16 protein-coding genes and 1 pseudogene are annotated in these 26,230 nt (G+C 48.2%); 9 read left to right on the top strand and 8 right to left on the bottom strand.

Translation table 11 applies throughout. From position 1 onward, the window contains the following. Nucleotides 1–187: 187 nt before the first annotated feature. Complete coding sequence (locus tag ACEW9O_RS20840) at nt 188–5,800, top strand: T9SS type A sorting domain-containing protein (protein WP_373552133.1); 5,613 nt, start codon at nt 188–190, stop codon at nt 5,798–5,800. 102 nt (nt 5,801–5,902) lie between these two features. Here ACEW9O_RS20840 and rpiB read toward each other — a convergent pair whose 3' ends face one another. After that, nucleotides 5,903–6,343 carry a ribose 5-phosphate isomerase B gene (rpiB, locus tag ACEW9O_RS20835; RefSeq protein WP_373552132.1) on the bottom strand — a complete coding sequence of 147 codons (441 nt, stop codon included), beginning with the start codon at nt 6,341–6,343 and terminating at the stop codon, nt 5,903–5,905. A 72-nt stretch (nt 6,344–6,415) separates the two neighbouring features. On the opposite strand from rpiB, the gene ACEW9O_RS20830 reads away from it, so the two are divergent. Beyond that, on the top strand, nt 6,416–7,066 hold the full coding sequence (locus tag ACEW9O_RS20830) for a hypothetical protein (RefSeq protein WP_373552131.1): 651 nt from the start codon (nt 6,416–6,418) through the stop codon (nt 7,064–7,066). Between the two features lie 10 nt (nt 7,067–7,076). Next, entirely contained in the window at nt 7,077–8,096 is a 1,020-nt protein-coding gene (locus tag ACEW9O_RS20825) for an aldo/keto reductase (RefSeq protein WP_373552130.1), read from the top strand. Between the two features lie 128 nt (nt 8,097–8,224). On the opposite strand, the gene msrB is transcribed toward ACEW9O_RS20825, so the two are convergent. The 4 genes from msrB to ACEW9O_RS20805 all read right to left on the bottom strand — a co-directional run bounded on the left by msrB (nt 8,225) and on the right by ACEW9O_RS20805 (nt 13,632). Next, nucleotides 8,225–8,698, bottom strand: a complete 474-nt coding sequence (gene msrB / locus ACEW9O_RS20820) for a peptide-methionine (R)-S-oxide reductase MsrB (protein WP_373552129.1) — start codon at nt 8,696–8,698, stop codon at nt 8,225–8,227. A 206-nt stretch (nt 8,699–8,904) separates the two neighbouring features. Beyond that, a complete protein-coding gene (locus ACEW9O_RS20815; RefSeq protein ID WP_373552128.1) occupies nt 8,905–9,534 on the bottom strand; it encodes a DUF937 domain-containing protein in 630 nt (209 codons plus the stop codon). A 215-nt stretch (nt 9,535–9,749) separates the two neighbouring features. Further along, nucleotides 9,750–11,144 carry a transglycosylase SLT domain-containing protein gene (locus tag ACEW9O_RS20810; protein ID WP_373552127.1) on the bottom strand — a complete coding sequence of 465 codons (1,395 nt, stop codon included), beginning with the start codon at nt 11,142–11,144 and terminating at the stop codon, nt 9,750–9,752. A gap of 244 nt (nt 11,145–11,388) precedes the next feature. Then, nucleotides 11,389–13,632 carry an RND family transporter gene (locus ACEW9O_RS20805; RefSeq protein WP_373552126.1) on the bottom strand — a complete coding sequence of 748 codons (2,244 nt, stop codon included), beginning with the start codon at nt 13,630–13,632 and terminating at the stop codon, nt 11,389–11,391. A gap of 256 nt (nt 13,633–13,888) precedes the next feature. Here ACEW9O_RS20805 and ACEW9O_RS20800 point away from each other — a divergent pair, with 256 nt between their 5' ends. The 5 genes from ACEW9O_RS20800 to ACEW9O_RS20780 all read left to right on the top strand — a co-directional run bounded on the left by ACEW9O_RS20800 (nt 13,889) and on the right by ACEW9O_RS20780 (nt 17,694). Then, nucleotides 13,889–14,677 (top strand): YwqG family protein, encoded by a 789-nt coding sequence (locus ACEW9O_RS20800; RefSeq protein WP_373552125.1) that lies wholly within the window; start codon nt 13,889–13,891, stop codon nt 14,675–14,677. Between the two features lie 116 nt (nt 14,678–14,793). Then, on the top strand, nt 14,794–15,390 hold the full coding sequence (locus tag ACEW9O_RS20795; protein ID WP_373552124.1) for a ribonuclease HII: 597 nt from the start codon (nt 14,794–14,796) through the stop codon (nt 15,388–15,390). 106 nt (nt 15,391–15,496) lie between these two features. Further along, a complete protein-coding gene (locus ACEW9O_RS20790; RefSeq protein WP_373552123.1) occupies nt 15,497–15,937 on the top strand; it encodes a hypothetical protein in 441 nt (146 codons plus the stop codon). 39 nt (nt 15,938–15,976) lie between these two features. Beyond that, nucleotides 15,977–17,113, top strand: coding sequence for a glycosyltransferase (locus ACEW9O_RS20785; RefSeq protein ID WP_373552122.1), 1,137 nt, complete (start codon nt 15,977–15,979; stop codon nt 17,111–17,113). Then, nucleotides 17,089–17,694: a hypothetical protein gene (locus ACEW9O_RS20780; protein ID WP_373552121.1), complete on the top strand. Its 606-nt coding sequence runs from the start codon at nt 17,089–17,091 to the stop codon at nt 17,692–17,694. Before ACEW9O_RS20785 ends, ACEW9O_RS20780 begins: the two co-directional genes overlap by 25 nt. 316 nt (nt 17,695–18,010) lie before the next feature. Here the strand turns inward: ACEW9O_RS20780 and ACEW9O_RS20775 are convergent, their stop codons facing one another. Both ACEW9O_RS20775 and ACEW9O_RS20770 read right to left on the bottom strand, forming a co-directional pair. Continuing rightward, nucleotides 18,011–20,434 carry an ABC transporter permease gene (locus tag ACEW9O_RS20775; RefSeq protein WP_373552120.1) on the bottom strand — a complete coding sequence of 808 codons (2,424 nt, stop codon included), beginning with the start codon at nt 20,432–20,434 and terminating at the stop codon, nt 18,011–18,013. A gap of 35 nt (nt 20,435–20,469) precedes the next feature. Then, a complete protein-coding gene (locus ACEW9O_RS20770; protein WP_373552119.1) occupies nt 20,470–22,944 on the bottom strand; it encodes an ABC transporter permease in 2,475 nt (824 codons plus the stop codon). A 264-nt stretch (nt 22,945–23,208) separates the two neighbouring features. Between ACEW9O_RS20770 and ACEW9O_RS20765 the strand changes: the two genes are divergently transcribed. After that, nucleotides 23,209–25,665, top strand: coding sequence for a prolyl oligopeptidase family serine peptidase (locus ACEW9O_RS20765; RefSeq protein WP_373552118.1), 2,457 nt, complete (start codon nt 23,209–23,211; stop codon nt 25,663–25,665). Nucleotides 25,666–25,801: 136 nt separating this feature from the next. Here the strand turns inward: ACEW9O_RS20765 and ACEW9O_RS20760 are convergent. Further along, nucleotides 25,802–26,230: pseudogene (locus tag ACEW9O_RS20760) on the bottom strand (hypothetical protein); the annotation flags it as partial.

The raw sequence follows: 26,230 nt of genomic DNA, 5'->3' as shown, positions 1-26,230 counted from the left end.
CCTTCAATTTGTTCAGAACTCACTGGCAACTTATAATTCACGTCCGTTACAACGCTTGCAAAAGAGCTTAAACAAGTGCTAAGCCTGTGACAAAACCTATTTTTTACTGTCAAAACTTCAAACAAACCTTTATTTGATTTCCGTTCCTAAAGATTTGTTTGAGTCATGAACATTATCCATTTGACGCATGAGAAAACGTTTACTCTCCTTGCTGAGCATCGCGCTAGGCGTTGTAACAGTCATTCAAGCCCAAAACAATTGTTGTGTTGGTGAAAACCTGGGAGGCACCTGCCTAGGTGAAGAAAACTGTGAAAGTTTTGTTCCCTACAATTGTGATACCCTCAACAATCGCTGTTTTCAAAAATGGTGGACCTGGCCGGGCACTTCCATTACTGCCCAGGATTATGTACCTGCTAATTTGACTTCCGCACGCAAGTATGAAGGTAGTCGGTCCTTACACATGAAACCCGACGCCAATGGTGCCCGCCCCGATGTGGTCAAGGATTTGTTTGACTTGTCGAGCGGCATTCATCGCCTGTCCTGGAAAATGTACGTACCGAGTGGAAAAACGGGCTACTTCAACATTCAGCACGATTTTAAGCGGCTGATGCGCGGGCAACCCAACTGGGCGTACCAGGTGTTTTTTACTCCGGATGGCTCGGTGCAAGTACGGGTAGGTGCCGAGGGTACTTTTCGGGTGGCCTCTTTTAAACCCGACTGTTGGCTCAAGGTGACACAAGTGATCAATCTCGATCGCGACAGTGTACATTTCTTCCTCAACAACCGCTTGGTTGCCCGCTGGAAATTCAGCTTTGGGGTAGTGGACCTCGACAATGACGGTCGGGGGGATCAAAAATTTGTTGACCGCAAACTAGGGGCCATCGATTTTTATGCCGACAATGGTTTTGAATATTACATCGATAAAATTTGTTACCAGCAAGCCCCCGTATTTTCGGGAGGCAATTGCCCGACGCAGGGGCTGGGTAGCTATTGTCTGGGGGGGGTAGTACCTTATACGCCCACCAATGCCTGTGGACTACCGGCTTATGATGGGTATGTGGAGGGTGAAGAGGCTTTTCCTGGAGCCTGTAATCCAGGCATAAGTGCCTGTGCAGATGCCATACCGCTGGCCTGTGGTCAAACCTTGAGCAATCAAAACAACGGAGGGATCGGAGCAAAAAACACCTTTACTTCGAAAGATTTTTCTTCCTGTGTTTCCACTCAAAACGCTTACGGGGGCAATGACATGGTCTACCGCATCAGCATTACGGAACCCACCAATTTACAAGCTACCTTAAACATCATCGATGCGGGCCGCAACCTGGATATGTTCCTGATGAGCAGTTGCCTCACCTATCCTTTTGCCAATACCAGTCAGCCCGAATGTGTCTATTGTATTGCCTCGAGCACCAACAACAACCTGAGCAACCCTGAAGAAAGTTTCAGTGTGTTTCTGGAGCCCGGTATTTATTATTTGGTGGTTGATGCGCCGCAAGCGGGCCTTAGTACCCGATTTGACTTGAGTTTGTCCTGTGGTTGCAGTTGTGTGGAAGGAGGTGATACCCCATTAGGGCCAAACGTCTTGTGTGAAAATTTTGACGTATACAATACTGGTGGCCTTACCGCACAGAGTCCACGTTGGAAACTTTGGGATGCCACTTCTCATGACGCTGTGGTAGAAACATCTACTGAAGGAGCGGGCAAGGTACTGCGCATTCAGCGTACGAGTACTACTGCTCCAGATGTCTTGTTCCCCCTGGGCAACCGCACGACTGGGCGCTATCGTTTGTCTTTTAACATGTTTGTAGCAAAAGGTGCCACTGGATATTACAACATTCAGCATACCGACGGAGGGGGTGCGAATCCCAATTGGGCCTTTCAACTGGAATTTCAAAGCAACGGTTTTGGGCGGCTCTTCATCACGAGCAACCGAGTGATTGGTGCTTTTTATTATAAAAATGGCGAGTGGAATAAAATCGTCCAAATCATCGATCTGGACAAAGACCAGGCCGAATTGTGGATCAACGATCAAAAGATTCATTCCTGGCGTTTCAGTGTGAGCAATACTGTTGAACTCAATCAACTCGGAGCCTTGAATTTTTATGCCAATACAGGCAACAACATTCTGGTCGACAACATCTGTATGTTTGCCAAAGAAGCCACTTGTACCGATGCTTCGCTTAACCCCGTTTGCCTCAGCGATGGGCGCAGTTACCGCAATGAAACCCTGGCCCGTTGTGATTTGTACACAACAGCAGAGTTGGGTGCTTGTGTGTCTGCTTGTGACTTGGGCGGAACCATGATTTACCGTGGCGACCGTTTCTCGGGCACTTTGGCCGTCACCGATCAAGCACCCAATTTATCCTGGCAAGACTCCTGTGTAACGGCCACTTTTGCCCAAGCAGGGCTTGACTCACTATTCAGCCATGGCTATATCTTTTACAATGATGAAGCCAATCCCTTTAATATCAACCTAACGGCCAGCAATGGCGCACGGGCTTTCATCTATCGTTGTTCGCAGGATGGCATCAGTAGCAATACGGCGCGTTTCCGCTGCATTGGCCGCGACGGCGAAACTTTTTCCCAAAAGGGCTATTATTACGTGTTGATCATGGGGCCGCGCAGCAACAGCACTTATGCTTTTTCGGTATTACCAGAAGCCACTTGTCGCCTCAATCCTACCGAAATTGCCTGCAACGTTCCTTTCGCCAATACCTTGAGTAATCCGAGCCGCTATGGGATTGGTAGTGGGGGTACCAACGTCTACCAAAGCTGTTACCAAGGTAGCCGGACTTACGCTGGGTCCGATCGGGAGTTTTCTTTCCGCTTGACCAAAGCCAGCAAAGTGAGCATCAGCATCCAGGGGCAAGCTGGATTGGGCGTTTTTGTGTACGATTTTCTTTGTGGCAAAAACTGCATCAATTTTGCAGAAACCAACGATCTGGGCGCATTGGCCCGTACCGATACTTTAATGCTGAATCCTGGAGTCTACTACGTAATTGTTGATCAGGCCGTCAGTGGCACCAATGGTGCTTTTACCCTTACCGTCAATTGTACCGATTACAACCAAACTCCCTTTTTGCAGGAAGTTGGAGCCCCCAATTGTGCCATCAATGCCAGCGGTCGCCACAATATGATCCTGCGCTCTTTGCGCAACACCCGGGTCAATGGTCAACGATTGAACACCAATGACCGACTCCACTTTTTTTACCCTAAAAACAATCGAGGCGATTTGTTGGCAAGTTCAGTGAACTGGAATGGCACCGAACTTCAAGTATCGCTTCCCCAGGATGCTACGGGCGATACCCTTAAATGTGGCTTCGCCAATAATGATTTAGTCAAAATCAAACTCAGCCGCAACAATGTGGTATACGACCTAACTCCACAATATCAACCCATCGATGGCAGTGCAGTGACGGCAGGCAATCGTTTTGCCAGCAATGGTACCAGTTTGATTACCGAACTCAATAGCTGTTGTACACCACACAACCTAAAAGTATCCCCCTCGCAACGCGAATTGACGGGGCAGGGTGGGATAGCCGAATTTCGGGTAGCCTCCAATATGTCCTGGACAGCTCGCGTCAAGGGAAACAGCTCTTGGCTTAAAGTGTCGAACGAAAATGGCTTTGCCAACGACGTACTGCGGATAGAGGTTGACCCCAACAACTCCAACGCTGATCGGCGCGACACCATTTATTTGGTCAGCCCTTCAAATGAGGTTCAAAAAGTGGTGGTTGCCCAAAGTCGGAGCTCCTGCGCCGCAGTTGCAGTTAATCTCGGCGCAGATCGGCAGATTTGTCGAGGTGAAGCCCTCAATTTGACGGCGACGGGTACGGGCAATTTCCTGTGGAGTACCGGTCAGAGCGGTAGCACGATCAATGTGCGCCCCCAGGTCAATGCTACCTATGCCGTGACGATCACCCAAAATGGCTGTTCCGGAGTTGATGAAGTCAATGTGACTGTGAATGAAACTCCGGTGGTAGATTTGGGCCAAGACTTACAATTGTGCTCTGGCGACAACATCGTTTTTGTGGCCACTGGGGGCGATAGTTACCGCTGGAGCAATGGTGCCAGTACCGCCACCGTTTCAGTGCGGCCAATCCAAAACTCTACTTACGCCGTCACCGTTACCAAAAATGGTTGTGCAGGCACTGATCAAGTGGTTGTTACGCTAGAGGAAGCCCCGCAAGTCAATGTCACTGCCAATCAGGCGATCTGTTCGGGGCAATCCGTGAGCCTTACTGCTGCGGGTGGTGCCTCCTATCTTTGGAGCAATGGCCGCACTTCGTCCACCATCTCGGTTTCGCCAACAACAACTACGTCCTATACCGTCACTGTGACCAATGGCAACTGCAGCGCCACCGGGCGCACAACAGTCAACGTTACACCCGGCCCTACAGTCACAACGAGCATCGACCTGACCATCTGTGCAGGCGAAAGTCCAACTATTGCGGCCAGTGGTACTGCACCATTCCGTTGGAGTACAGGCGCAACAACTTCCAGCTTGGTGGTCAGCCCTACTCAGACGACGACGTATGGTGTTTCAGTAAGTGCAAATGGTTGTGAAGCCAGCGACAATGTGACGATTACCGTATTGGCCAAACCCACCATCGATGCCGGGAACGATCAGACGATCTGTGCCGGGCAGGTGGCCAATTTGGTGGCGAGTGGTTCGGGCGGAAATTACCGCTGGAACAATGGCGCCACCACAGCTTCCGTACAAGTTCAACCCAATGCCTTAAGTGAGTACACCGTCAGTGTGACCAAAGATGGCTGTACAACGAGTGATAAAGTAATTGTTGATGTCAATGCAAGTCCTGCGGCGAATGCGGGACCGGATAAAACGATCACCTGTGAAGCACCGCAGGTGCGTTTGGATGGCAGTAAATCTGCTTCGGGGGTATTGATCCGTTACCAGTGGGCCGAACTCGACGATGGGCGGATTATATCCGGGAATACTACTGCCTCGCCTGTGGTAAACCGCCCTGGCAATTACAGTTTGTTGGTGAGCAACATCATTACTGGCTGTTCTTCTACCGATCAAGTGAATGTCAGTGGAACGGAACCCGTTGAGGTATTTTCGATCCAATTGTTGGAAGTACGTTGCTTTGGAGAAGCCACCGGATCCGCAAATTTAACGCTACGTGGTGGCCAGCCTCCTTACCAATATGCCTGGAGCAATGGCGGGACGACCAACGTGGTACGAGGATTGAAAGGCGGCACTTACACGGTTACCGTTTCTGACCAAGGCAATTGCCGTGATACCCTCTCCGTAGAAATTGTGCAACCAGAAGCGGTTAAAGTGACCAATATTCGTGTCATACCCGCACCCACAGGCAACACTGGAGGAATCGACATCAGCGTAGCGGGTGGCTCACCGCCTTATGATTTCCGCTGGTTCAAGGGCAGTACCCTGCTGAGTGCCACTGAAGATTTGACAGGCATTGGCATCGGTGAATACATTGTGGAAGTGTACGACGCTAACAATTGCTCCTACCGCAGTGATCCCATTGTGGTGAGCAGAACGGTGGCAGTAGAGGATTTGGCACTGGCGAAAGCAGCTAAACTGTATCCCAATCCTACGAATGGAAAATCCATGCTGGAGATTAGTCTTCCGAAAGCAGAAAAAATCACCCTGGAATTGTACGATTACCTGGGCCGAAGGTTGGAACAACGAAAACTGGGCAGTGGCGCCCGGTTTATGGAAACCTTCGACCTCAGCAAACGGGCCTCAGGGATGTATTATGTACGGATGGTGACGAAGGATGGATTTGCGGTGAAGGAGCTGGTGAAGGAGTAATGGCTGTTTATTTCTAAGAAGGTTTAGCCACGAAGACACAAAGGCGCTAAGATCTGATGCTTTGATCTTAGCGCCTTTGTGTCTTCGTGGCTAAACCTAATTTTACATACACGCAATTTTTCCCACCCGCGTAGCATGCCTTCCGCCTTCAAATGTTGCATTTAAAAAGGCATTGACTATGGCGTCGGCCTGTTCTGGCGTGGTGAACCGAACGGGAATACAGACAATGTTGGCATCGTTGTGCTGGCGGGCCAAGGCGGCAATTTCTTCAATCCAGCACAAGGCGGCGCGTACCTCCTGATGTTTGTTGGCCGTAATGGCTACTCCATTTCCGCTGCCACAAAGCAGGACGCCTAGTTCGGCTTTACCAGTCTCTACATCATTGGCCACGGGGTGTACAAAGTCGGGGTAATCGACCGAATCCAGTGAATTGGTACCATAGTCTACTACCTCGATGCCTCGGGCCATCAACAGATTTTTGATCCGGTCTTTATAAGGAAATCCGGCGTGATCACAGCCGATGGAGATGCTTCTTGTGCTCATTGCATTGTCTTTGCGCGCAAAGGTAAAACGAAAGCCATTTTTTCAGCTATCTTGGCGGTCAAATTTGTCAACATGTCGGCCATCAAAATCAAGGCGGGATCGATTACCAACCTCACCGATGCACGTTATTTTTCAGCCTGGGAAGTGGAATGGTTGGGCTTTAACCTGAGTGCAGGCGAAGAAAATGCCATTAGCCCCATGCAAGTTGCGGCCATCCGGGAATGGGTGGAAGGGCCAAAAATCGTAGGAGAATTCAGCCTGAGTAGTAAGGACGACATTCTGCACCAAGTGGCGGAGCTGCAACTGGACGCTGTGCAGCTAGGCATGTTTACCGATGTGGCTACCGTGATGGATTTGTCCAATGAATTGCCAGTGATCAAGGAAATTGTTGTCGAAAAAACGACCAGTGCCGGGGATGTTGAGTTCATGCTGAGCCATTTTTCCCCACATGCCACTTACTTTTTGCTCAACTTTGACAAGGGTGGTTTTAGTTGGGCGGAGGTCCAAAAAGGGGAAATTTTGAGCCCGGAAATCCTGCGCGATTTTTGCCAGCGTTATCCCATTATATTGAGCATTGGAGTCCAGGCAGCTGAAGTCAAAAACATGCTGGACTATTTACAGCCCGCCGGGCTCAATTTATTGGGTGGGGAAGAAGAAAAAACTGGGATAAAGTCTTTTGATGATGTAGATGATATTTTTGAACAACTGTCTTTGGGATTATAAATCCACCATCATGAAATACAAACTACTCGGTCGCAGCGGCCTACGCGTTTCCGAACTTTGCCTGGGCACCATGGGTTTTGGCAAAGAATGGAAATGGGGCGCTGATTACGACACCTCCAAACAAATCTTTGATACCTACGCCAAAGCGGGCGGCAATTTTGTCGATACCGCCAATCGCTATACCGAAGGTACTTCCGAAAAATGGCTGGGCGAGTTCATTGCCGACAACCGCGACCATTTTGTCGTAGCGACCAAATATTCCCTACGCGATGGTACGGGCGACCCCAACTTCGCGGGCAACTCCCGCAAAAACATGATGCGTTCCGTAGAAGGCAGCCTCAAACGCCTGAATACCGAGTTCATCGACCTGCTCTGGGTACACGCCTGGGACAGCCTGACTCCGGTAGAGGAAGTGATGCGTGGCCTGGACGACCTGGTGGCACAAGGTAAAGTCCACTACATCGGTATTTCGGACACCCCTGCCTGGATTGTTTCCCAAGCCAATACCCTGGCAGAATGGCGGGGCTGGTCCAAGTTTGTCGCCTTACAAGTAGAATACAGTTTGCTGCAACGCACTCCTGAGCGCGACCTATTGCCGATGGCCGATGCTTTTGGCATGGCGGTTACGCCTTGGGCACCTTTGGCAGGTGGCGCATTGACGGGGAAATACTTACGTGGGGAACAAGGCCGATTACCCGAAGCCAGTGCGCGCCGAGCCGAGTATGCCAATCGAATCGCCCAGGAGGTAGTGGATGCGGCTAAAAAACTAGGTGCATCACCAGCTCAGGTTGCCATTCGTTGGACGATGGAGCAGGGTAAAACGGTGATCCCCATTGTGGGTGCAACCAAACCTGCACAATTGGAAGACTGCCTTGGTGCGGCGAACATAGAGTTGACAGATGAAATTACGGCGCACCTGAATGAACTGAGCCGAATTGAGTTGGGATTTCCGCATGATTTTTTGCGGCAGCCGGGAGTGATTGATGTGTTGTATGGGGGCGCAGAGGTGTATGAGCAGATTGAAAAATGAATACTTAAAAACTGAGGTGAAGCTATCGTGTCTTAGGTTTCTTAGGTGGTGAAGAGTACCCTGCTACGCAGGCTTTTTTTCACCACCTAAGAAACCTGAGGCACTCAAGGAATCACCTAAGGAATTTACTATTTCGTTTTTGCCTTTTCAAAAACCAGGGCTGCACTGTTCATGCAGTACCGCAGTCCCGTTGGGCGAGGCCCATCGTCGAAAACGTGGCCCAAATGGGCATCACAACGGCTACAAACCACCTCAGTACGCGCCATGCCGTGGCTATCGTCTCCCTTTACCTGCACATGTTTAGGTTCAACAGGTTTGAAAAAGCTAGGCCAACCCGTACCTGACTCAAACTTCGCAGTAGAATTGAACAGTTCCAGATCGCAGCAAACACATTTGTAAACACCTTTTTCGTGGTTGTCCCAATAGGCATTTTGAAAAGCACGTTCTGTTCCAGCTTGTCTGGTCACATAGTATTGCTGCGTGGTAAGCTGTTTTTTCCACTCGGCATCCGTCTTTTTGATTTTTTGGATGCTGGTGTCCTGTGCATTGATACTTACACTAATCAGTAGGGCAATCAGCCCAAAAAAAAGTTTATTGATCATTGTTTAATCGTTTGTTTGAAAAAATGGTGCTGATAAGGTTCTGCAGCTAACAGATAATGATCAATACGGAAAAATGTTGTAGAAGGTTTACCATCCACTAAGCAAGAGTACTCAATCTGTCCTCGCAGATACATTTTCCCGAAAAGAAAATGGGCTGGTGCAGCATCTACCACACCAGCCCAAATCCTGAACTATAATTGCCTGCGTTATTTCTTCCCACCAAACAATCCACTCAAGCCTCCCAAAAGGTCGTCGGTGAAATCACCGTCGCCATCCTTGTCGAGGAACTTGCCAATCATGTCCATGGCTGGATTGCCGCTGGCTTTTTTCTGCTGGGTACCTTGCAGCATATTGAGGATGCTACCGATGTCGAAACCACCGCCGCCCTGTTTGCCGGTTTTGCTGAGCGCACTTAAGATAATGGGCGCCAACATAGACATCAAATTGCCCGTTTTGTCACCGCTCAAGCCACTCATCTTGCTGATCATGTCGATGATGCCGCCTTGTTTGCCACCCAAAAGTGAATTCACAATACCCGCGCCATTTTGCATTAAGCTAGCTTGACCACCCGCCTGGCCACCACCACCTGAAACCATATTCATCACATCGTCGATGATGCTGCCATCCCCATCTGCATCCAGCATGCCCATCAGGCCACTGGCGCCTTGTTCAGTTCCTGCGGTTTTGGACATTGCCGTAGACATAGCTGTAACAATACCGTTGGCTGCTGCACGGGTTTGTTCTCTTTCAGCGCCGCCGATTTGTTGGCTCAAATTGTCGATGAAATTGTCATCGCTCAGGTGTTGATCAAGGATGTCGGCAAATTGATTAGACATGATGTTGATTTTTGTAGTAAGTAAAATAAAAAAAACTTACTCAAAAGACGGTTGCCTTTTGAGTAAGTCACATTTATTAGGGGCGATAAAAAAATAAGTGATCATTTTGCCAAAGGATTAGATAAGTAAACGGTTCATTTCAAGTGTCTTTTCTAATCCTTTGGCTCAAGAAAAATGATCACTTATTTTTGCCCCACTATTTGCACTAAAAATAGTTAAAGTTTACGGATTTTTAGTCGAGTCCCCGCTCGAATGATGCGATTGGAATTGAGCTCATTTATTTTGAGGATATCCTGGAGATTGGCCCCCGGAAAACGATCGGCAATTTCAAAAATGCTTTCTGGCCGGGTCGTTACGTAGTACTGAAACGATTCTTGTTCAGGTGCCAAATCTTTGGCCGAAGGCGCAACAATTTTAGCTTCTTGTTCGAGCAAACCCAATTGTAACATCGGAATCAGGCTGAACGTTTCCATCCGCTCGACACGCAATTTCCAATTCTTGGCGCGGAATATTTTGAGGAACTGGCCAGGAGCGACTGCCGTAGAATCGAGTTTGTTCCACTCTTTGATTTTGTCTACCGTACAGCCGTACATTTTTGCCAATGCCTCCAGGGTTTCGCCAGTGCTCACTTCGTGGCTTTCTTCCACCAGGGCGCTCGCAGCCGAAACATCGCGTACTTTAGGCGCGTTCATGCTGGTGATCAGCTCTGGTTTGACGGCACCGTCCGGGCGATTGGTTTCCAAATAAACCCTTACTTTTTCCATGACCTTGGAAGGCATGGTCAGGTAGTATCCCCGGGCGCTAGCCGGGATAGATTTGCGGTTGAAGGCCGGATTGAGGAAATCGATGGTTTCGATGCTCACCCCGGTCAGTTTTGCGACTTGTTCAAAGCTCAAATCCTGATGCACCAGAATGGAGGTAGTCAGCAGCAGTTCTTCAGCTGGGAATTTTGGTGTCAGCCCGTGTTTGTCGAAATGCTCCAACAAATAACTGGCTGCAATAAAAGCTGGCACATAATTGGCCGTTTCTTTTGGTAAGTCACCGCGAATGGCCCAATAATTGGTGCCACGCCCCCGCTTAAGGGCACGGATCACCCGGCCACTACCGGAATTGTAGGCAGCAATGGCCAATTCCCAGTCCGAGAACTCTTTGTATAGTTTTTTGAGGTAAACCGCAGCGGCCTCCGTAGAGCGACGGGTATCCCGACGCTCATCAATGTTGGCATCCACTTGTAGTCCTAAGCTACGCCCGGTAGGTGGCATAAATTGCCACAGCCCCATTGCGCCCACCCGGGAAATAGCCCGGTTGTGCAAAGCAGACTCTACAATGGATAGTGCTTTTAATTCTTCAGGGAGGTCATTCTGAAATAGGACGTCTTCAAAAAGGGGGAAGTAAATAAACCGACGTCCGAGCATTTGCTCTGTGCCTTCACGGCCTTTAACGAGATAAGTTCGAAGGTAGCTCATTACAACCGGATCGTATCGCGGTTTCACTACCCTGTTTTCCATCGCATGGAGTCTGCGGGTAATTTCCGCTTCGTCCAGTTCGATCTCGTTAGTTACTGTTTTTGCTTGGGTTTCGAGGCTAAAACACAATAAGAGTGTTAGCATCGCCAGCAAAAATTTTTGACATGACGATTCCATTTGTTAAGGTTATTAATGAGTTTGGGTGTTTTTTGCAAGCTAGTTATTTGATAAAAATACCGAGCAAGAACCCCCATTTCCCATGATTTTTGGTGATGGTTGTAATGTAAAGGTAGCAAACTTTTCCAAAGTTGTACGTACCTGCACTTCTCTTCATACGTAAATGACGAAAAAAGGATGCAAAATTTGGGCTCATTTTCAAGGAAAAACGTCAAAAATCTTTCAAAAGCCAGCGCACCAGCACTGGCGCTAGCATCAGCTCGGTTAGCATTCCAGCAAATAATGTGATGCTAGTCAATACACCGATGATCACACTGGTGGGGTGTTGGGAAAATAAGAGCACTAAAAAACCAAAAAACAGAAAAACTGTGGTGAGGATAAGCGCTTTTCCAGTTTCCAACAAGGTCGTACGCAGGGCTTCTTCGACGCTGCGCCCACGGTTGCGCTCCAGTTTGAGTTTGGCCAAAAAGTGAATCGTATCGTCAACAGCGATGCCAAACACAACCGAAAAAACGATGGAGATACCCGCGTCCAATTCTACCCCCCAATACCCCAGAAGTGCACCTGCCACGAGCAGTGGAACCAAATTGGGCACCAAAAAGATGATCATCATGCGCCAACTCCGCAGCACCAATGCAATGATGATACTGATCAAACCTACCGAGGAGCCCAGGCCCAGCAATAAGTTGCGCCGAATGTAAGCCGCATTTTTATCCATCACCAGTCCGGTGCCTGTACGCTGAACTTTGATGATGTTAGGGTCAATGTTTTTGGCCATCCAGGCATCCAACTGCTGGCCATAAACCTTGATGTTGTCTGCGCCAATGTCACGGACCCGAGAGGTGATGCGGGCTTTGCGCTCATCGCGGCTGATCAACACTTGAGCGTTGAGCTGGGGCAGGCGTTTGGCCATGCGCTGATAACTGGCAAATTCGTCCGGGTCGTCTGGCAAGCGATAAGCATCGGGTCGGTTGTTGTGGGTCATTTGGTGAATACTTTTGTAAATCGCGGTGCTGGAAAAAATGGCTTGTACAAAATCAGCACGGTGCAGCTTTTTTTCAATTTTTTCCATTTCGCGCAGCACTTCAAAATCCGTCACGTGGTAATCTCCCTGAGCATATACGGCAAATTCCATCGGACGGAAGCCCGCTAGGTTTTTTTCAAAAAATAAAAAATCGCTGGTGATTTTGCTATTGCGGGGCAGGTTGCTGATGATGTCGTAATTGGTGGTGATGCGGGAAATACCCAGGAGGCTGACCAAGACCACTCCTAGCATGGTCAGCACAATTTGACGAGGATACTTGGCAGTAAAGTCGACAACCCATTGCAAGAGGCGCTCCCAAAAGGCATGCTCTTTCTGGGGCTGTGCAATTTGGTCGGCACGAAACCAGGTCAACATCACGGTAGTAAACAGAATGACCGTAAAGTAGGCGATCATCACCCCCACTGCTGCATTGATGCCGAAGTCTTTGATGGGCAGGACTCGATTGCTGACCAGTGATGCAAACCCAATGGCTGTGGTCAGGGCCGTCATAAAAGTTGCCAAACCTACGTCGCGAATGGTGTTCCACATGGCCGTGTTGCGCTCATTTCCTTTGTGCAGCTCATCGTTGTACTTGGATAGAATGTGGACGATGTCGGAGGTGCCAATGATCAGTACCAGCACTGGATAGAGGGCCGAAAGGGTATTGAGCTCGCGCACAAAACCACCCAAAAAGCCAATGAAAAGCAACAACCCCAAGGCCAATGAAACCACTGCAACTACGGTGCCCCAAATCCGTCGAAAGACCAGGTACATCACGATGCTCACCAAAATGGCCGAAACCAGGGTCGCTACTATAATTTCACGTTGCTGCAAGCGCACCATTTCCTGCTGAAAATAAGGCCGACCGAGGTAGTGGTATTCCTCAAACTGGTATTTCTGGACAACCTTATCCACTGCCGCCATCAATTCCTTGGCTTTTGAGAGCTCGATCGATTCAATTGTTTTGAGGAAAATGACGAGGGTTTTTCCATCCGCCGAGATGAGGTTGCGTACAAAACGTTCGTCCTTAAGCAAACGGGCTCGATCTTGAGGGTATAATTCGGGCTGGTCAATATGGATGGCCGGGACGGTGGTAATGGCAAAGGGTGTTTTGATGGGGTAGCCAATTTTAGTCAAAGACTGGGCTTGCAACACGTACGGTAGATCGCGACAATCGAGGGTGAGCTGGTGAAACTTCTCCAAAAACTGTTGCTCAAAAACGCCTTCGGAACGATGCACTGCAATCAGCAAAAAATTATCGTCTGTTTCAAAATCTTTGACAAAGGCTTTGAATGCCTCCAGGTCGGGATCTCCCACCGGGAAAAACTGCTCAAAGTCGAAAGAAAAGCGAATGTTAAACGCAGCACGGACGCTCAGCAGCGACAACACCGCAAAAAGCACCAAAACAAGAATGCGAAACTGCTTGGTCATAAACACAAGATTAAGCAAGCTCTAACTCAAAACCTTTTCTTTGGTTCATTGGGATTGTATTTTAAATATTTAAGGGCAATAAAAAATAAGGGCTCATTTTGCCAAAGGATTAGATAAGTAAATGGTTCATTTCAAGTGTCTTATCTAATCATTTGGCTCAGGAAAAATGAGCACTTATTTTTGCCCCACTACTTAATGCCGCTTCGCTTTTCGGAGCGACTTTTTATCTTTACTCCGAACAAAATTAAGTTGAATTATGCTGTTGCAGTTGCCCAGTATCCTGGAAAAATTTCAGAAAAAAGTGGAAGCTACCCTTAGCCACACGATACGCATCAAACCTAGCGCACAAGCGCCAATCTATTTGTGGCAAAGCAAAATAGGAGGAAAACCGCATTGGCCAAAAGGTATGGACTATCCCAAAAGTAAAACGGGGGAATGGTTGTTTTTTCTGGCCCAGCTCAACTTTGTGGAAATTCCCGCTTTGGAGGGCTTCCCAACCAAGGGTATCCTTCAATTCTTTATTGCTGCCGATGGAATGTTCGGTCTGGATTTTGACCAGCCGCAAGTCCAGGACAACTTCCGGGTGATATACCACGCCGAAGTGATCGAAGATAGTGTGCTGCTAGAAAGTGACTTTGCTTTTTTGCCTCATTTTGATCAGGATACGCCACTTCCACAGCACGCTTCCTTTGCGTTGAATTTTAGCAACGAGGAAGAATGGTTGGGGCCGCCCGATTACCAATTTGATCAGGTTTATCCTGAAGCCTTTTTAGCCAGTTTTGGCGAGGAGCAGGAGGAAGTTATGGATTTTTTCTACGAAATGGGCTCTAAAGCCAGCGGCCATAAACTCGGAGGTTACGCCTTTTTCACCCAATGCGACCCTCGTGATCCGGCAGTTCCGATGCAGCTCCTTTTTCAAATGGATTCGGACAACGACATCAATACCATGTGGGGCGACATGGGCATTGCCAATTTTTTCATCCGCCAGGAAGATTTACATGCCTTGCGATTTGATCGGGTTTTGTACAATTGGGACTGTGCGTGACCAGGATTTTACATTTCATTGAAAATTTTATTTTATTTTTATAGTTCTATACTGTACCTTATGAACACAAAGTCTAACTAGTTCCCATTTCCTATAACCAACCAAAATGATCAATAATGCTTGAACCCTACTACGACCCAGATTTGTGCGAAGCCGGCTGTGATGAAGCTGGCCGTGGATGTTTGGCCGGGCCAGTGTTCGCAGCAGCAGTTGTTTTGCCCAAGTCTTTCAGGCACCCCCTTTTGAACGATTCCAAACAACTTTCTGAGCAGCAGCGCACGGAATTGCGTTGCATCATCAAGGCTGCTGCTGTCAGTTGGGCGGTTGCACAAGTGGACCCTGCCGAAATTGACGAAGTCAACATCCTGAATGCTTCCTTTTTGGCCATGCATCGGGCGCTAGATAAGCTGGATCTACAACCGGAGCTCATTTTAGTGGACGGCAATCGGTTCAACCCCTACAAAAACATCAATCACCAGTGCATCATCAAGGGTGATGGCATTTATATGTCGATTGCTGCTGCGTCGGTACTGGCCAAAACCTATCGGGACGATTACATGGCTAACCTGGCCGACGATCACCCGCAATACGGCTGGACGGCCAATAAGGGGTATCCTACCAAAGCGCACCGCGAAGCGCTGCGCCACCATGGCCTTACGCCTCATCATCGGCGTTCTTTTCGCCTGCTGCCGGAACAGATGAGCCTCTTTTAATGCTCCGCATAGAATTTTCAAGCATTGGTAGAGCTTATTTCTTGGATTGTCCAAAAAAGCGACAATGCATGGCGATTTGTTGTAAATTAGTTGAAAATTTTGAACCATGAGCCAAAGCAAAAGAAGCGACACCCCATGGAATGCCATCATTGGTGTCGCAGTTATCGTCGTTTTTATGGTGGGGCTATTCATGCTGGCCCGGTTTGTTTTCCGTATCTTAGCCTTCTTGTCGCCGATCATGTTGATTGCTGCCTTGGTCATTGACTATACCGTAGTGACCGATTATTTCAAGTGGATTCGCAATACGTTTCGCCGCGATGCCATCGCAGGCGTGATCATCGGGATACTTTCAGTGTTTGGTTTTCCAGTGCTGAGCGGCTACTTTTTGGCTAGAGCCTTGCTGAAAAAACAAGTGAAAAAAGCCAAAGCGGAATATGAACGCAAACGGGACGGAGATTTGGTGGAGTATGAAGAATTACAAACTGATTTTCCGCCACGCGTCCGCAAAGAACAAAGACCTATTAATGATGACGATATGGTGCGCTAGTGCCCACCAGACTTTATAAATCAAGGAGGAAACAGGCCAATGTTGTACCTAGTGATCAGCACAATTGTATTAGGTGCGGCCTATTTCCTTCTGATCCTTTATTTTTTGTACCATTGGTCAAAAATTCCCCAAAGGAATCTTTCCCCTCAATTTTTTCCTTCCACAGCGGTTTCCATCATCATTCCTGCGCGCAATGAGGCCACTAGTATTGAGGCTTGTGTAAAAGCTATTTTGTGCCAAAACTATCCCGCTCACTTGATGGAAGTCATCGTAGTAGACGATCATTCTGAAGATGATACAGCATCTATCATCCGGTCCCTACCTGATCCACGCATTCACTTGATTAGCCTTGCCGATTTCCCCATTCAAGGACTTGCTTTTAAAAAACATGGCATCCATACGGGCATCCAACAAAGCCGGGGTAGTTTGATTTTGTGTACTGATGCCGATTGCGAAATGGGGCCGGAGTGGTTGCGCAGCATGGTGGCATTTTTTGAACAGGAAAAAGTGCAAATGATTGCTGGCCCTGTCAATTTTTATCAGGAAAAAAACCTTCTGGAACGTTTTCAATCGCTGGATTTTCTGGGGATGATGCTGCTCACCGGAGCAGGCCTACAATCAGGTTTAATGCGCATGGGGAACGGAGCCAATTTGGCCTACACCCGAGCGGCATTTGAAGCAGTCAACGGCTTTGCAGGGGTCGATCAGCTGGCTTCGGGCGACGATCTGTTTTTGATGCATAAAATTGAGCAGCGCTATCCTGGGCAAGTCAAGTTTTTAAAATCGCTGGAGGCGACGGTGTACACTTTGGCAATGCCGGATTGGAGGTCTTTTTTTCAGCAGCGCGTGCGTTGGGGTACCAAAAATGCGGCGTATCAAGAATGGCGGATTACGGCGGTATTGGGCTTGGTTTTTGGACTGTGTTGGGCGATCATTGTCGCTGCCTTTTTGTCGTTTTTTGTACCTGGATTTGGATGCTGCCTCTTGATTTTATTGCTGGCAAAAGTTGGCGCGGATTGTTTGCTTTTGAGCACAGCGAGTACTTTTTTCCAACGTAAAGATTTGTTACGGGTGTTTTGGCAGGCGCAGGTTTTGCACATCCTGTACATTGCCATTATCGGGCTATGGGCCAATGTGCGAAAGCAATATGTATGGAAGGGGAGAGCGGTGCGGTAAGGCAACTCCTATTTTTGTTTCATGTCAAACAACGCGATGTCTGGTTTGGTGTAATCCACCTGAATAAGCCATCTTTGATTGCTTCTTTTTGCATCCATCACATCAAAATGGAGGTCAATATTGATCTGCTGGGCAATGTATCCACTTCCATTCAAAATATAGGGCTCACACCTCTACTCTTCTATTTTGAAAGTTTTGGCGACGCTAAAATTTTGGAGTTTTTGATAAAGCTCGATAACAAGTTTTCTGGCGATTGGATAGCACGAGAAACACCAACTTTTAGAATTGATTCCATGAATGCAATTCTAAAAAAGATTGAGCAAGTTTCTAAATTAGGGAATACCAATGATGAAAAAATAAACGAGTTGTTGAATTCGACCGAATTTGATTTCAATTACAAAGAATTCGTCTTACAATTGGAAGAAAACACTATTTATGGTCGGAGATATGCACGATATGTCCTTTACAAACTTGATTATCTATACGGCAGCAAGTCAGAAAAGAAATCCTCCAAATATTTTATCGTTGTGTTTTTTATATTTTTCGATGAGCTTAAAAGTGTCTTTGCCTTTATTCAATAAAACAGGCTTATTGATGTATTTTTTGGTTTCTATTTTGTACTCTTTTGGATAATAAATATTATCCTCAAACTCTTTGAGTAGGCTGAGCCTCGCTTTCTCCTTTACCAAAATAGTCCGAATGTAGGAAAGAAATTTGTCAAAATCTTCGTCAAGTTCCCCTTCCAACTCCTCCCAAAACTTAGCATATTTCTTTCTTTCTACCTTATCATTTATTGCTTTGAGGTTTTCTGCCTTTAAAATGTCGCTGTTCCTCAACTTTACTCCTCTGTCATTCAGAATGGTGAACAACCTCAATTTATTACTCCTTTACCCCCCCTCACTCACTCCGCAAACTCTCCACCGGATTCGCCAGCGCCGCCTTCACACTCTGGAACCCAATCGTCACAAACGCAAGCAACAGCGCCAATCCTCCCGCCAGCGCAAAAACCCACCACTGCACGGGCGTACGATAGGCAAAATCAGCCAACCATTGGGTCATGAAATAATAAGCGATCGGTGAGGCGATGACAATGGCCACAAATACCAGTTTGAGAAAATCCTTCGTCAACAAGCTGCTGATGCTGCCTACACTGGCACCCAGGACCTTGCGGATGCCAATTTCTTTGGTGCGCGACTCCACCGTGAATACCGTCAGGCCAAATAAACCCATGCAGGCAATCAGAATCGCCAGGATGGAAGCAGCGCTAAAAATTTTACCAAACTGCGCCTCCGCCTTGTATTGTTTGTTGAACAGTTCATCCACAAACAAGTACTCAAAGGGATTGCCTATGAAGTATTTTTTGTAAATTTTTTCCAGCTTGGCCAACTTCGCCGGGAGATCGTCGGTGCTCAGTTTAAGGGTGAGGTCATTCATTTGGGCGGGGTAAAAAATGATCGGCCCGATGGATTTTTGCAAACCTTCGTGGTGGTAATCCTTCACTACTCCGATCACCTGCAAGTCGCGTTCATCCCAGGTGATTTTGGTGGTCAAGGCATCTTTTACATCTTCAAAACCCAGGGCTTTGGCCGCTTTTTCATTCAGGATTACTTTGTCGTTGTTGTTCCATTCTACGTCTGTTTCTAGCGCAGTGAAATTCCGTCCAGCCTTGAGTGGAATTTTAAAGGTTGGCAAATAATTATCTCCAATAATGGCAAAAGCAAAGGATTGGGTTTCGGTGCCTGTTTTTGATTTGGGTGAACTAAAACCTTCGGTGGCAAAATTGTAGCCTCGCCCGGGCCCACTGCCCGAGGTACAAAAGCCCTCCACGAAGCTTTGTTGGGCTATTTCGTCTTGATAGGCCGATCTGCGTTGTTTGTACGTAGCATCCAGACCCAATTGTGGCCCAGGAATCATCACCAGTTGTTTGCTGTCGAAGCCCAGATTGGCCTGTTGCATAAACTTCAGTTGTTTGAACACCAGCATGGTGCTGATGATCAGGGCCACGGAGATGCTAAACTGGATAACCACCAATGATTTACGGAGGAAAACGCCAGAGCTGGTTTTGGCGAGTTTGCCTTTTAGGGTATCTACTGGTTTGAATCGGGCCAAAACCAGGGCAATGTAAACGCCAGACACAATTGAACTCAAGAGCAACAAACCTACCCCCAAAGCCCAAACCGGGTTGAGAAACAAGGCCTCTAAACTAAGGGCCTTTTCAAAAAGCTGATTGAACAACGGCTGCAACAGCATGACCAACACAATGGCCAAAACGAAGGCAGAAAGATTGACTAAAACGGATTCGACCAGGAACAAACCCAACAAGTTCTGCTGGCTTGCCCCAATTGCCTTGCGCACCCCTACTTCATTGGCGCGTTTGATGGAATTGGCGGTATTCAGATTGATGTAGTTGAACCAGGCGATCAGCAGGATCAGGAAGGCAATGCCCATGAGCATCAATACGTAGCGGCGGCTGCCGGTGTGTTGCAGGTCATCCTGAGCGGATTTGGCCAAATGCACTTCGGCCAGAGGTTGCAGCCTGAACACGGTTGCGTCTTTCTCCAATTGGATTTTCCGGCGCAGTGCCGTAAGCTTCTTTTCCAAGGCCTTCAGATTGGTATTGGGGCTGAGTTCAAAAAACATGTTGATGTACTGGTCGTCCAGGTTGCTCAGCTCTGCCCAATCATTCCCGTTGAGGTTTTCCTTGTTTTTCAGAGTTTCCAGCGAAAAAACCATGTCGAAACGGATGTCGGAATTGTCCCCCATGTCCTCGTACACGCCTTTTACCACATATACGTGGTTGCCAAATTGGTTATTCAGTTTCAGCGTCTGCTCCAGGGGGCTTTCTTTGCCAAAGTATTTTTTGGCCATCGAAGCGGAAATGAATGCTGCATCTGGTTGGTTCAAATCTTTGGCCTGACCTGCCACCAGCGGGAAACTGAAGAAGTCAAAAAAGTTGCCTTCTACGTAACCCACGTTTTGTTCGCGGAAGGAGAGGTTTTTGAGTTGGTTTTGCACCACTCCTTGGGCGATTCCATCGACAAAGCGGCAGTAAGATTTGATTTCTGGCAAACGAGATTTGGCTTGCTCCGCCCAGCCGGGTTCTACTTGTGGCCAGTTTTCTCCTTGCGCATTTTGACACAGCATCCGCGCCAGATTGGGCAATTTGGCGTGAAACTGGTTCACACTTTTTTCCAGGCTGACGTATTCTAGAATGAACAGAAACGCTGCGATACCCATCGCTAGACCAGCTATGTTGATGGTGGCGTAAATTTTGTTTTTGCTGAGGTTGCGTAGGGAAACTGTTACGTAGTTTCTAAACATGGCTTATGATGTTTTAAATTCTTCAAATGAAAACCTTATTCACTGCGCAAAGACTTCACTGGGTTCGCCAGCGCCGCCTTCACACTTTGAAAACCAATCGTCAAAAAGGCAATCCCAACGGCCGCTACACCCGCTACCGCAAACATCCACCACTCCATGTTGATGCGGTACGCAAAATTGGCCAGCCACTGGTTCATAAAATACCAGGCAACAGGCGAGGCAATGAGAATGGCTAACAGTACCAGTTTGAGAAAATCCTTGGCCAACAAGGAAGTGATGCCAAAAACCGAAGCCCCTAGCACCTTCCGAATACCTATTTCTTTAGTGCGCTGCTCTGCAGTATAAGCAGCCAGCGCAAACAAGCCAAGGCAACCAATGAACAAAGCCAAGGCGGTGAATATCCCCAGCAAGGTCGCCGCACGTTGTTCTTCTTGATAGAGATTGCCAAAAGAATCATCCAGAAAATCGTAATCAAATGGAGCACCAGGAATTTCCTTCGCCCACAAGGCTTTGGCTTTTTCAATTACCGCTCTTTCCGTTCCCGGCTCCAGGCGCATCGACATATAGGAAGCCCAGGTGCGGTAAGTTTTAGATGATTCGTGGAAAATCGCTGCGGGCTCAATGGCGGCACGGATAGTACCGCTATGGAAATCGCGCATCACGCCCACCACTTGAAAACGTTGGTTGCCATTGCCAGGATAAGTCAACCATTTGCCAATGGGGTTTTCCCAACCAATCGTTTTTACGGCGGCTTCGTTCAAAATTACCGAAGTGGAGTCACTTTGGGAATTACTGGCGTAAAATCCACGACCCTGGATGATCTCGATGCCCAGCGTTTGGATGAAATCTGCATCGGTCAAAAAGGAACTCAACAACATACTTTTAAGCACTGCCCGTTTTTGATTGCCTTGATCGGGTTCATAATAGTCGCCAAAACTGCCAATGGAAGGCAAAAAGGTAGAATGTGACGCTGCTTTCACCTCAGGGATTTGTAGCAGCCGCTGGCGGAAAGCCTCCATTTTACCGGGTTCTTCCAAATTGCGCAACATGGGCATGATCATTACATTTTCCCGCTGCAATCCAGGGGATTGTTTCAGCGCAAACTGCAACTGCTGATATACGACCCAGGATCCCAACATCAGGCTCACCGACACCGCAAACTGAAATACTACCAGCCCATTCCGCACCCCAGCATGACCGCCGCGGGTAGAACTGCCCATTTTTCTAAAAATCTCGGTAACCTTGAATCGGGAGAGGAAAAACGCCGGATAAATACCACCCAGAAGCCCCGCCACACAGGTCAGCAACAAACCAATGCCCAATACTTTGAGATTCAACAGACCATTCAACTCCATTTGCATCCCCGTCAACTGGTTGAACAAGGGTAGTGCTAATGCAGCCAACACAAAGGCCAATACCCATGCTACCAGGCTAAAAAACAGGGATTCTGCCAAAAATTGCCCAACCAAGGTGCCGCGTTGTGAGCCTAGTGCTTTGCGCACACCGACCTCTCGGGCGCGTTGCATCGAGCGAGCTGTGGCCAGGTTCATAAAGTTGACACAGGCCAGCAGCAAAATCAAGCCACCGATGAGTGCATAAGTCCGTACTTGTTTGCCATTGCCCAGGGTTGTGAGCCTGGTAAACTGGATCGCTTGGCCAAGGTGTAGACTATTTAGTGGAAAAAGTTTGACATTGTACCGGTCACCTTTTTTCAATTGCGCCAGCAGATCGATGCCAATCCGATTGTAAGCCGCTGGAGCATGAGCCTTTACCATAATGGGAAATTTGGCTTCCAGGGCCGCCAGTCGTTCTGGAGTGGCCGATTCTCTGAGTTTAACCCAGGTGTCTACCTGCAACCAGAGCCAGCTCCAGGCAAAATTTTCGACCACTTTGAAGGTGCTCATGGAGAGCAAAAAATCGAACCGCACCGTGGAGTTCAAAGGCAGGTTTTCTGCCACCCCGGTCACGGTGTATTGGGTGTCATTGAAGAAGAGGGTTTGCCCCAGCGGCGATTTTTTGCCAAAATATTTCTCGGCCATGCGTTCGCTGAGCACTACGGTGTTGCTGCGGTCGAGGGCGGTACCGGCATTGCCTTGCAGCATAGAAAAGTTGAAGAGTTCCAAAAAGGCCGTATCGGCGCCGTAAGCAGTATTTTCGTTAAAAACCAGGGGCGCTTGCCCTGGAGTTTCGCGCCGCACCACCGTTTCTTGGAGGAAAAATGTACGCGCAGCCATTTCTATCTCTGGGAAATCCTGCAAGATTCTCGGCCCCAGAGGCGGCGGGGTATTGGTCGTCAGTCCTTCTTCTTCTCCAAATTTCAGATCCAGGCCCACGGCACAAATCCGATCCACATCGGGCACAAAGTTGTCATAACTTCTTTCGTGCAACACAAACAAGCCAATGAGCCAGGTTGCGGCCAGACCAACGGCCAGACCACTGATGTTGATGAGGGTGTACAAGCGGTTTTTTTGAAAATTGCGAAGGGCAATTTTTAGAGCAGTTGTAAGCATTGGGAAGGCATTTGGTAATGAATGAGCCAATTTTTGTGCCAAATGAATAAAAGATTGTTTTTCAAGTTTTTACCAAAATATCCACCATGTCCCAGTGTCCGATTATGGACAGGCTTGTGCGATTTTGGAAAACAGCTATAAGCATTCATCTTCACCACCCTAACATATCCCCCGCCAAAACGCCCAATCGACGACATACCCACTTCCCAAAGTTATCCAAGTGTTAGATTGTGGCTACTTTAATTGCAAATAAAACCAATTGTCATGATGACTCGACTACTTTTATCCACCATCACCTGCTTTTTACTCCTGGCCAGTACCCCCTTGCTGCTGGCCCAAGAGGATGTAGCGTACAAAGTACCGCCCAAAACCATTTCTGATATGCTCTTGGCCAAACCTGCACCCAACGTGAGTGTAGATGAGAAAGGCCAATGGATGTTGTTGACGGAAGTGAGTACCTACCCATCGGTGGAGGAATTGGCTCAACCCGAACTGCGCATTGCGGGTTTGCGGATCAACCCCAAAAACTATGCGCCCAGTCGCCAAAATTTCATCAACAACCTGTACCTCAAAAACATCGCTACAGGCAAGGAATCCAAAATCACGGGTTTGCCGGTGCCACTTTACGCCGGAAGTGTAAGCTGGAGTCCAACGGATAAAAAAATCGCCTTTACCAATACCCTGGGCGATCATGTTGATTTGTACGTCGTCGACATTGCCACACTAAAAGCCACCAAGATCAACAAAATGGGAGTCAACGCAGTATTGGGCGGTAGCTACCAATGGTACGATGACAACACCATTTTGTACAAAGGCACCTTGGCACCTGCTTCAACTGCGCCACCCAAACCTGCTATGCCCAAAGGCCCAACTACCCAGGAAAATTATGGCAAGGCAGCCCCTCAACCTACCTTCCAGGACTTGATCAAAAGCCCTCACGATGAGCAATTGTTTGGCTTTTACGCCAAGTCTCAACTGGTGAAAAACGTCAATGGAGTGGAAACCAAAATCGGACTGCCAGCCATTTACGCCAGCATCAATATTTCCCCCGACAAAAAGTACATGTTGACCCGGACACTCAATAAGCCTTTTTCCTATTTGGTCACGGCTAATCGCTTCGCTTCTACCGTGACCATTACTGACCTTAGCGGTAAAGTGGTGAAAAAACTGGTCGATTTACCATCGGGTGAAACGACTCCGAGTGGTCGCGACAACGTACAAAATGTACCACGCGGCATCGAATGGCGCGACGACGAAGCGGCTACCGTCGTTTGGTGTATGCCCCTGGACAGTGGCATGATCAAAAAGAACGTGGAACACCACGACGCGGTGTATGCCCTCAGCGCACCCTTTACTGGTACTGAAAAAGAGCTGTTCAAAACCAAGTTACGCTACTTCAATACCACCTGGGGCAATGCCAATCTGGCGCTGGTCACCGAGGGCTTGGGCAGCAAACAAATGACCCGCACCAATCGCTACAACCCCAGCACGGGCGAGCTCGCCATGCTGATGGAACGCAATACCACCGATGCTTACGGCAACCCTGGCTTCCCAGTCACCGAAGCCAATCAGTACAATCGTCGCGTCATCAAAACCATCGAGAATGGCACCAAAATTTTGATGAACAACCCTAGTGGCGCATCTCCCAAGGGCGACTTGCCATTTTTGGCTACCCTGGACTTGAATACCAAAAAAACCGACATCATCTGGCGTTGCCCTGAAGGCTCGTTTGAATCGGTGGTGAGTGTACTGGATGCCGAAAAATTGACCCTTCTGACTCGTCGGGAGGACGAAAAAACAATGCCTAATTACTGGCTCAAAGACTTGAAGTTGCGCATTGCTGACCGGAAAATCACCAATTTTACCAACCCATATCCACAGTTGGATGGGGTAAGCAAGGAAAAAATTACCTACAAACGCGCCGATGGGGTTGACCTTACCGGCGATTTGTACTTGCCCAAGGGTTATGATGCCAAGCGCGACGGGCCACTGCCTACGCTCATTTGGGCATACCCCCGCGAGTTCAATTCGGCTGCCGATGCCGCTCAGATTCGGGGTAGTGAACACCGGTTCACTTTGTTGAACTGGGGCTCGCCGATCTTCTACGTGACTCAGGGCTACGCTGTGCTCAACAACGCAGAAATGCCCATCGTCGCCACTGATCCGAGCAAACAACCCAATGACAACTTTGTGGATCAGGTGAAAATGAACGCCGAAGCAGCTGTCAACAAACTGGCCGAAATGGGCGTAGGCGACCGCAACCGCATGGCGGTGGGTGGCCATAGCTACGGCGCCTTTATGACCGGCCACCTGTTGGCCCATACCACCCTGTTCAAAGGAGGCATTGCGCGCAGTGGTGCTTACAACCGCACGTTGACACCCTTTGGTTTCCAAAACGAAGACCGGACTTATTGGCAAAATCCTGATTTGTACCACGAGATGAGTCCTTTCAGTTTTGCGGATAAAATCAAAACGCCGATCCTGTTGATCCACGGGGAAGCGGACAACAACACGGGTACTTTCCCGATCCAGAGTGAGCGGATGTTCAATGCCATCAAAGGGCATGGGGGCACCGTGAAATTTGTGAGCCTACCTCACGAGAGCCATGGCTACGCTGGCCGGGAAAACATTCTGCACATGTTGCAGGAGCAGTTTGGCTGGTTGGAGAAGTACGTGAAGAATGCCAATGTGGAAGCGGGCAAGGTGAGTCCTAAGCCGTAAGCGCTTTATTCCTAGGGTGTTTCTTCAGTGTCTTAAGTTTCTTAGGTGGTTAAAAACTGTTTTTCTTCACCACCTAAGAAACTTAAGACTCTGAAGAAACACCTCAGGAATCATATCTAAAGGTGCTCAATATTCATTATCGTTTTCCCACCAATTCACTAACCGTTTTCTTCACCTGGTTGTAATACTTCGCCATGTCCCCCGCCTGTTCAGGGTGATCAAACATATACCCAATCAAAGGATACTTATCCAGGTTGATGTTTGCCCGTTCAACCAATGCTTTTTTCACATCCTGCAACATTTCCTGGCGATTGGGGTAATTTTTACCCTGAAAATAATTGCCCATCTGGGAAGGGTGGGTATTGGATACCGTAAAGTCGGGTGCCGCTGGGCGATTCGCCAAAGTTGTTTCACCTACTTCAAACAAATGCGACTGGTAATCAGGCTTCAGCTCTTGAATCGCCTTTTGCATTTGATTGATCACCATTTGCATTTCTTCGATGAGTTTACCCGTATCATTTTGGTTCAACCCCACTGCAGTATTGATCAGTTTGAAAAACTCGCT

This window comes from Haliscomenobacter sp. (assembly GCF_041740695.1).
GTDB lineage: Bacteria > Bacteroidota > Bacteroidia > Chitinophagales > Saprospiraceae > Haliscomenobacter.
Note: the sequence above shows the minus strand (reverse complement) of the source record. Positions and strands in the feature narration are given on the sequence as shown.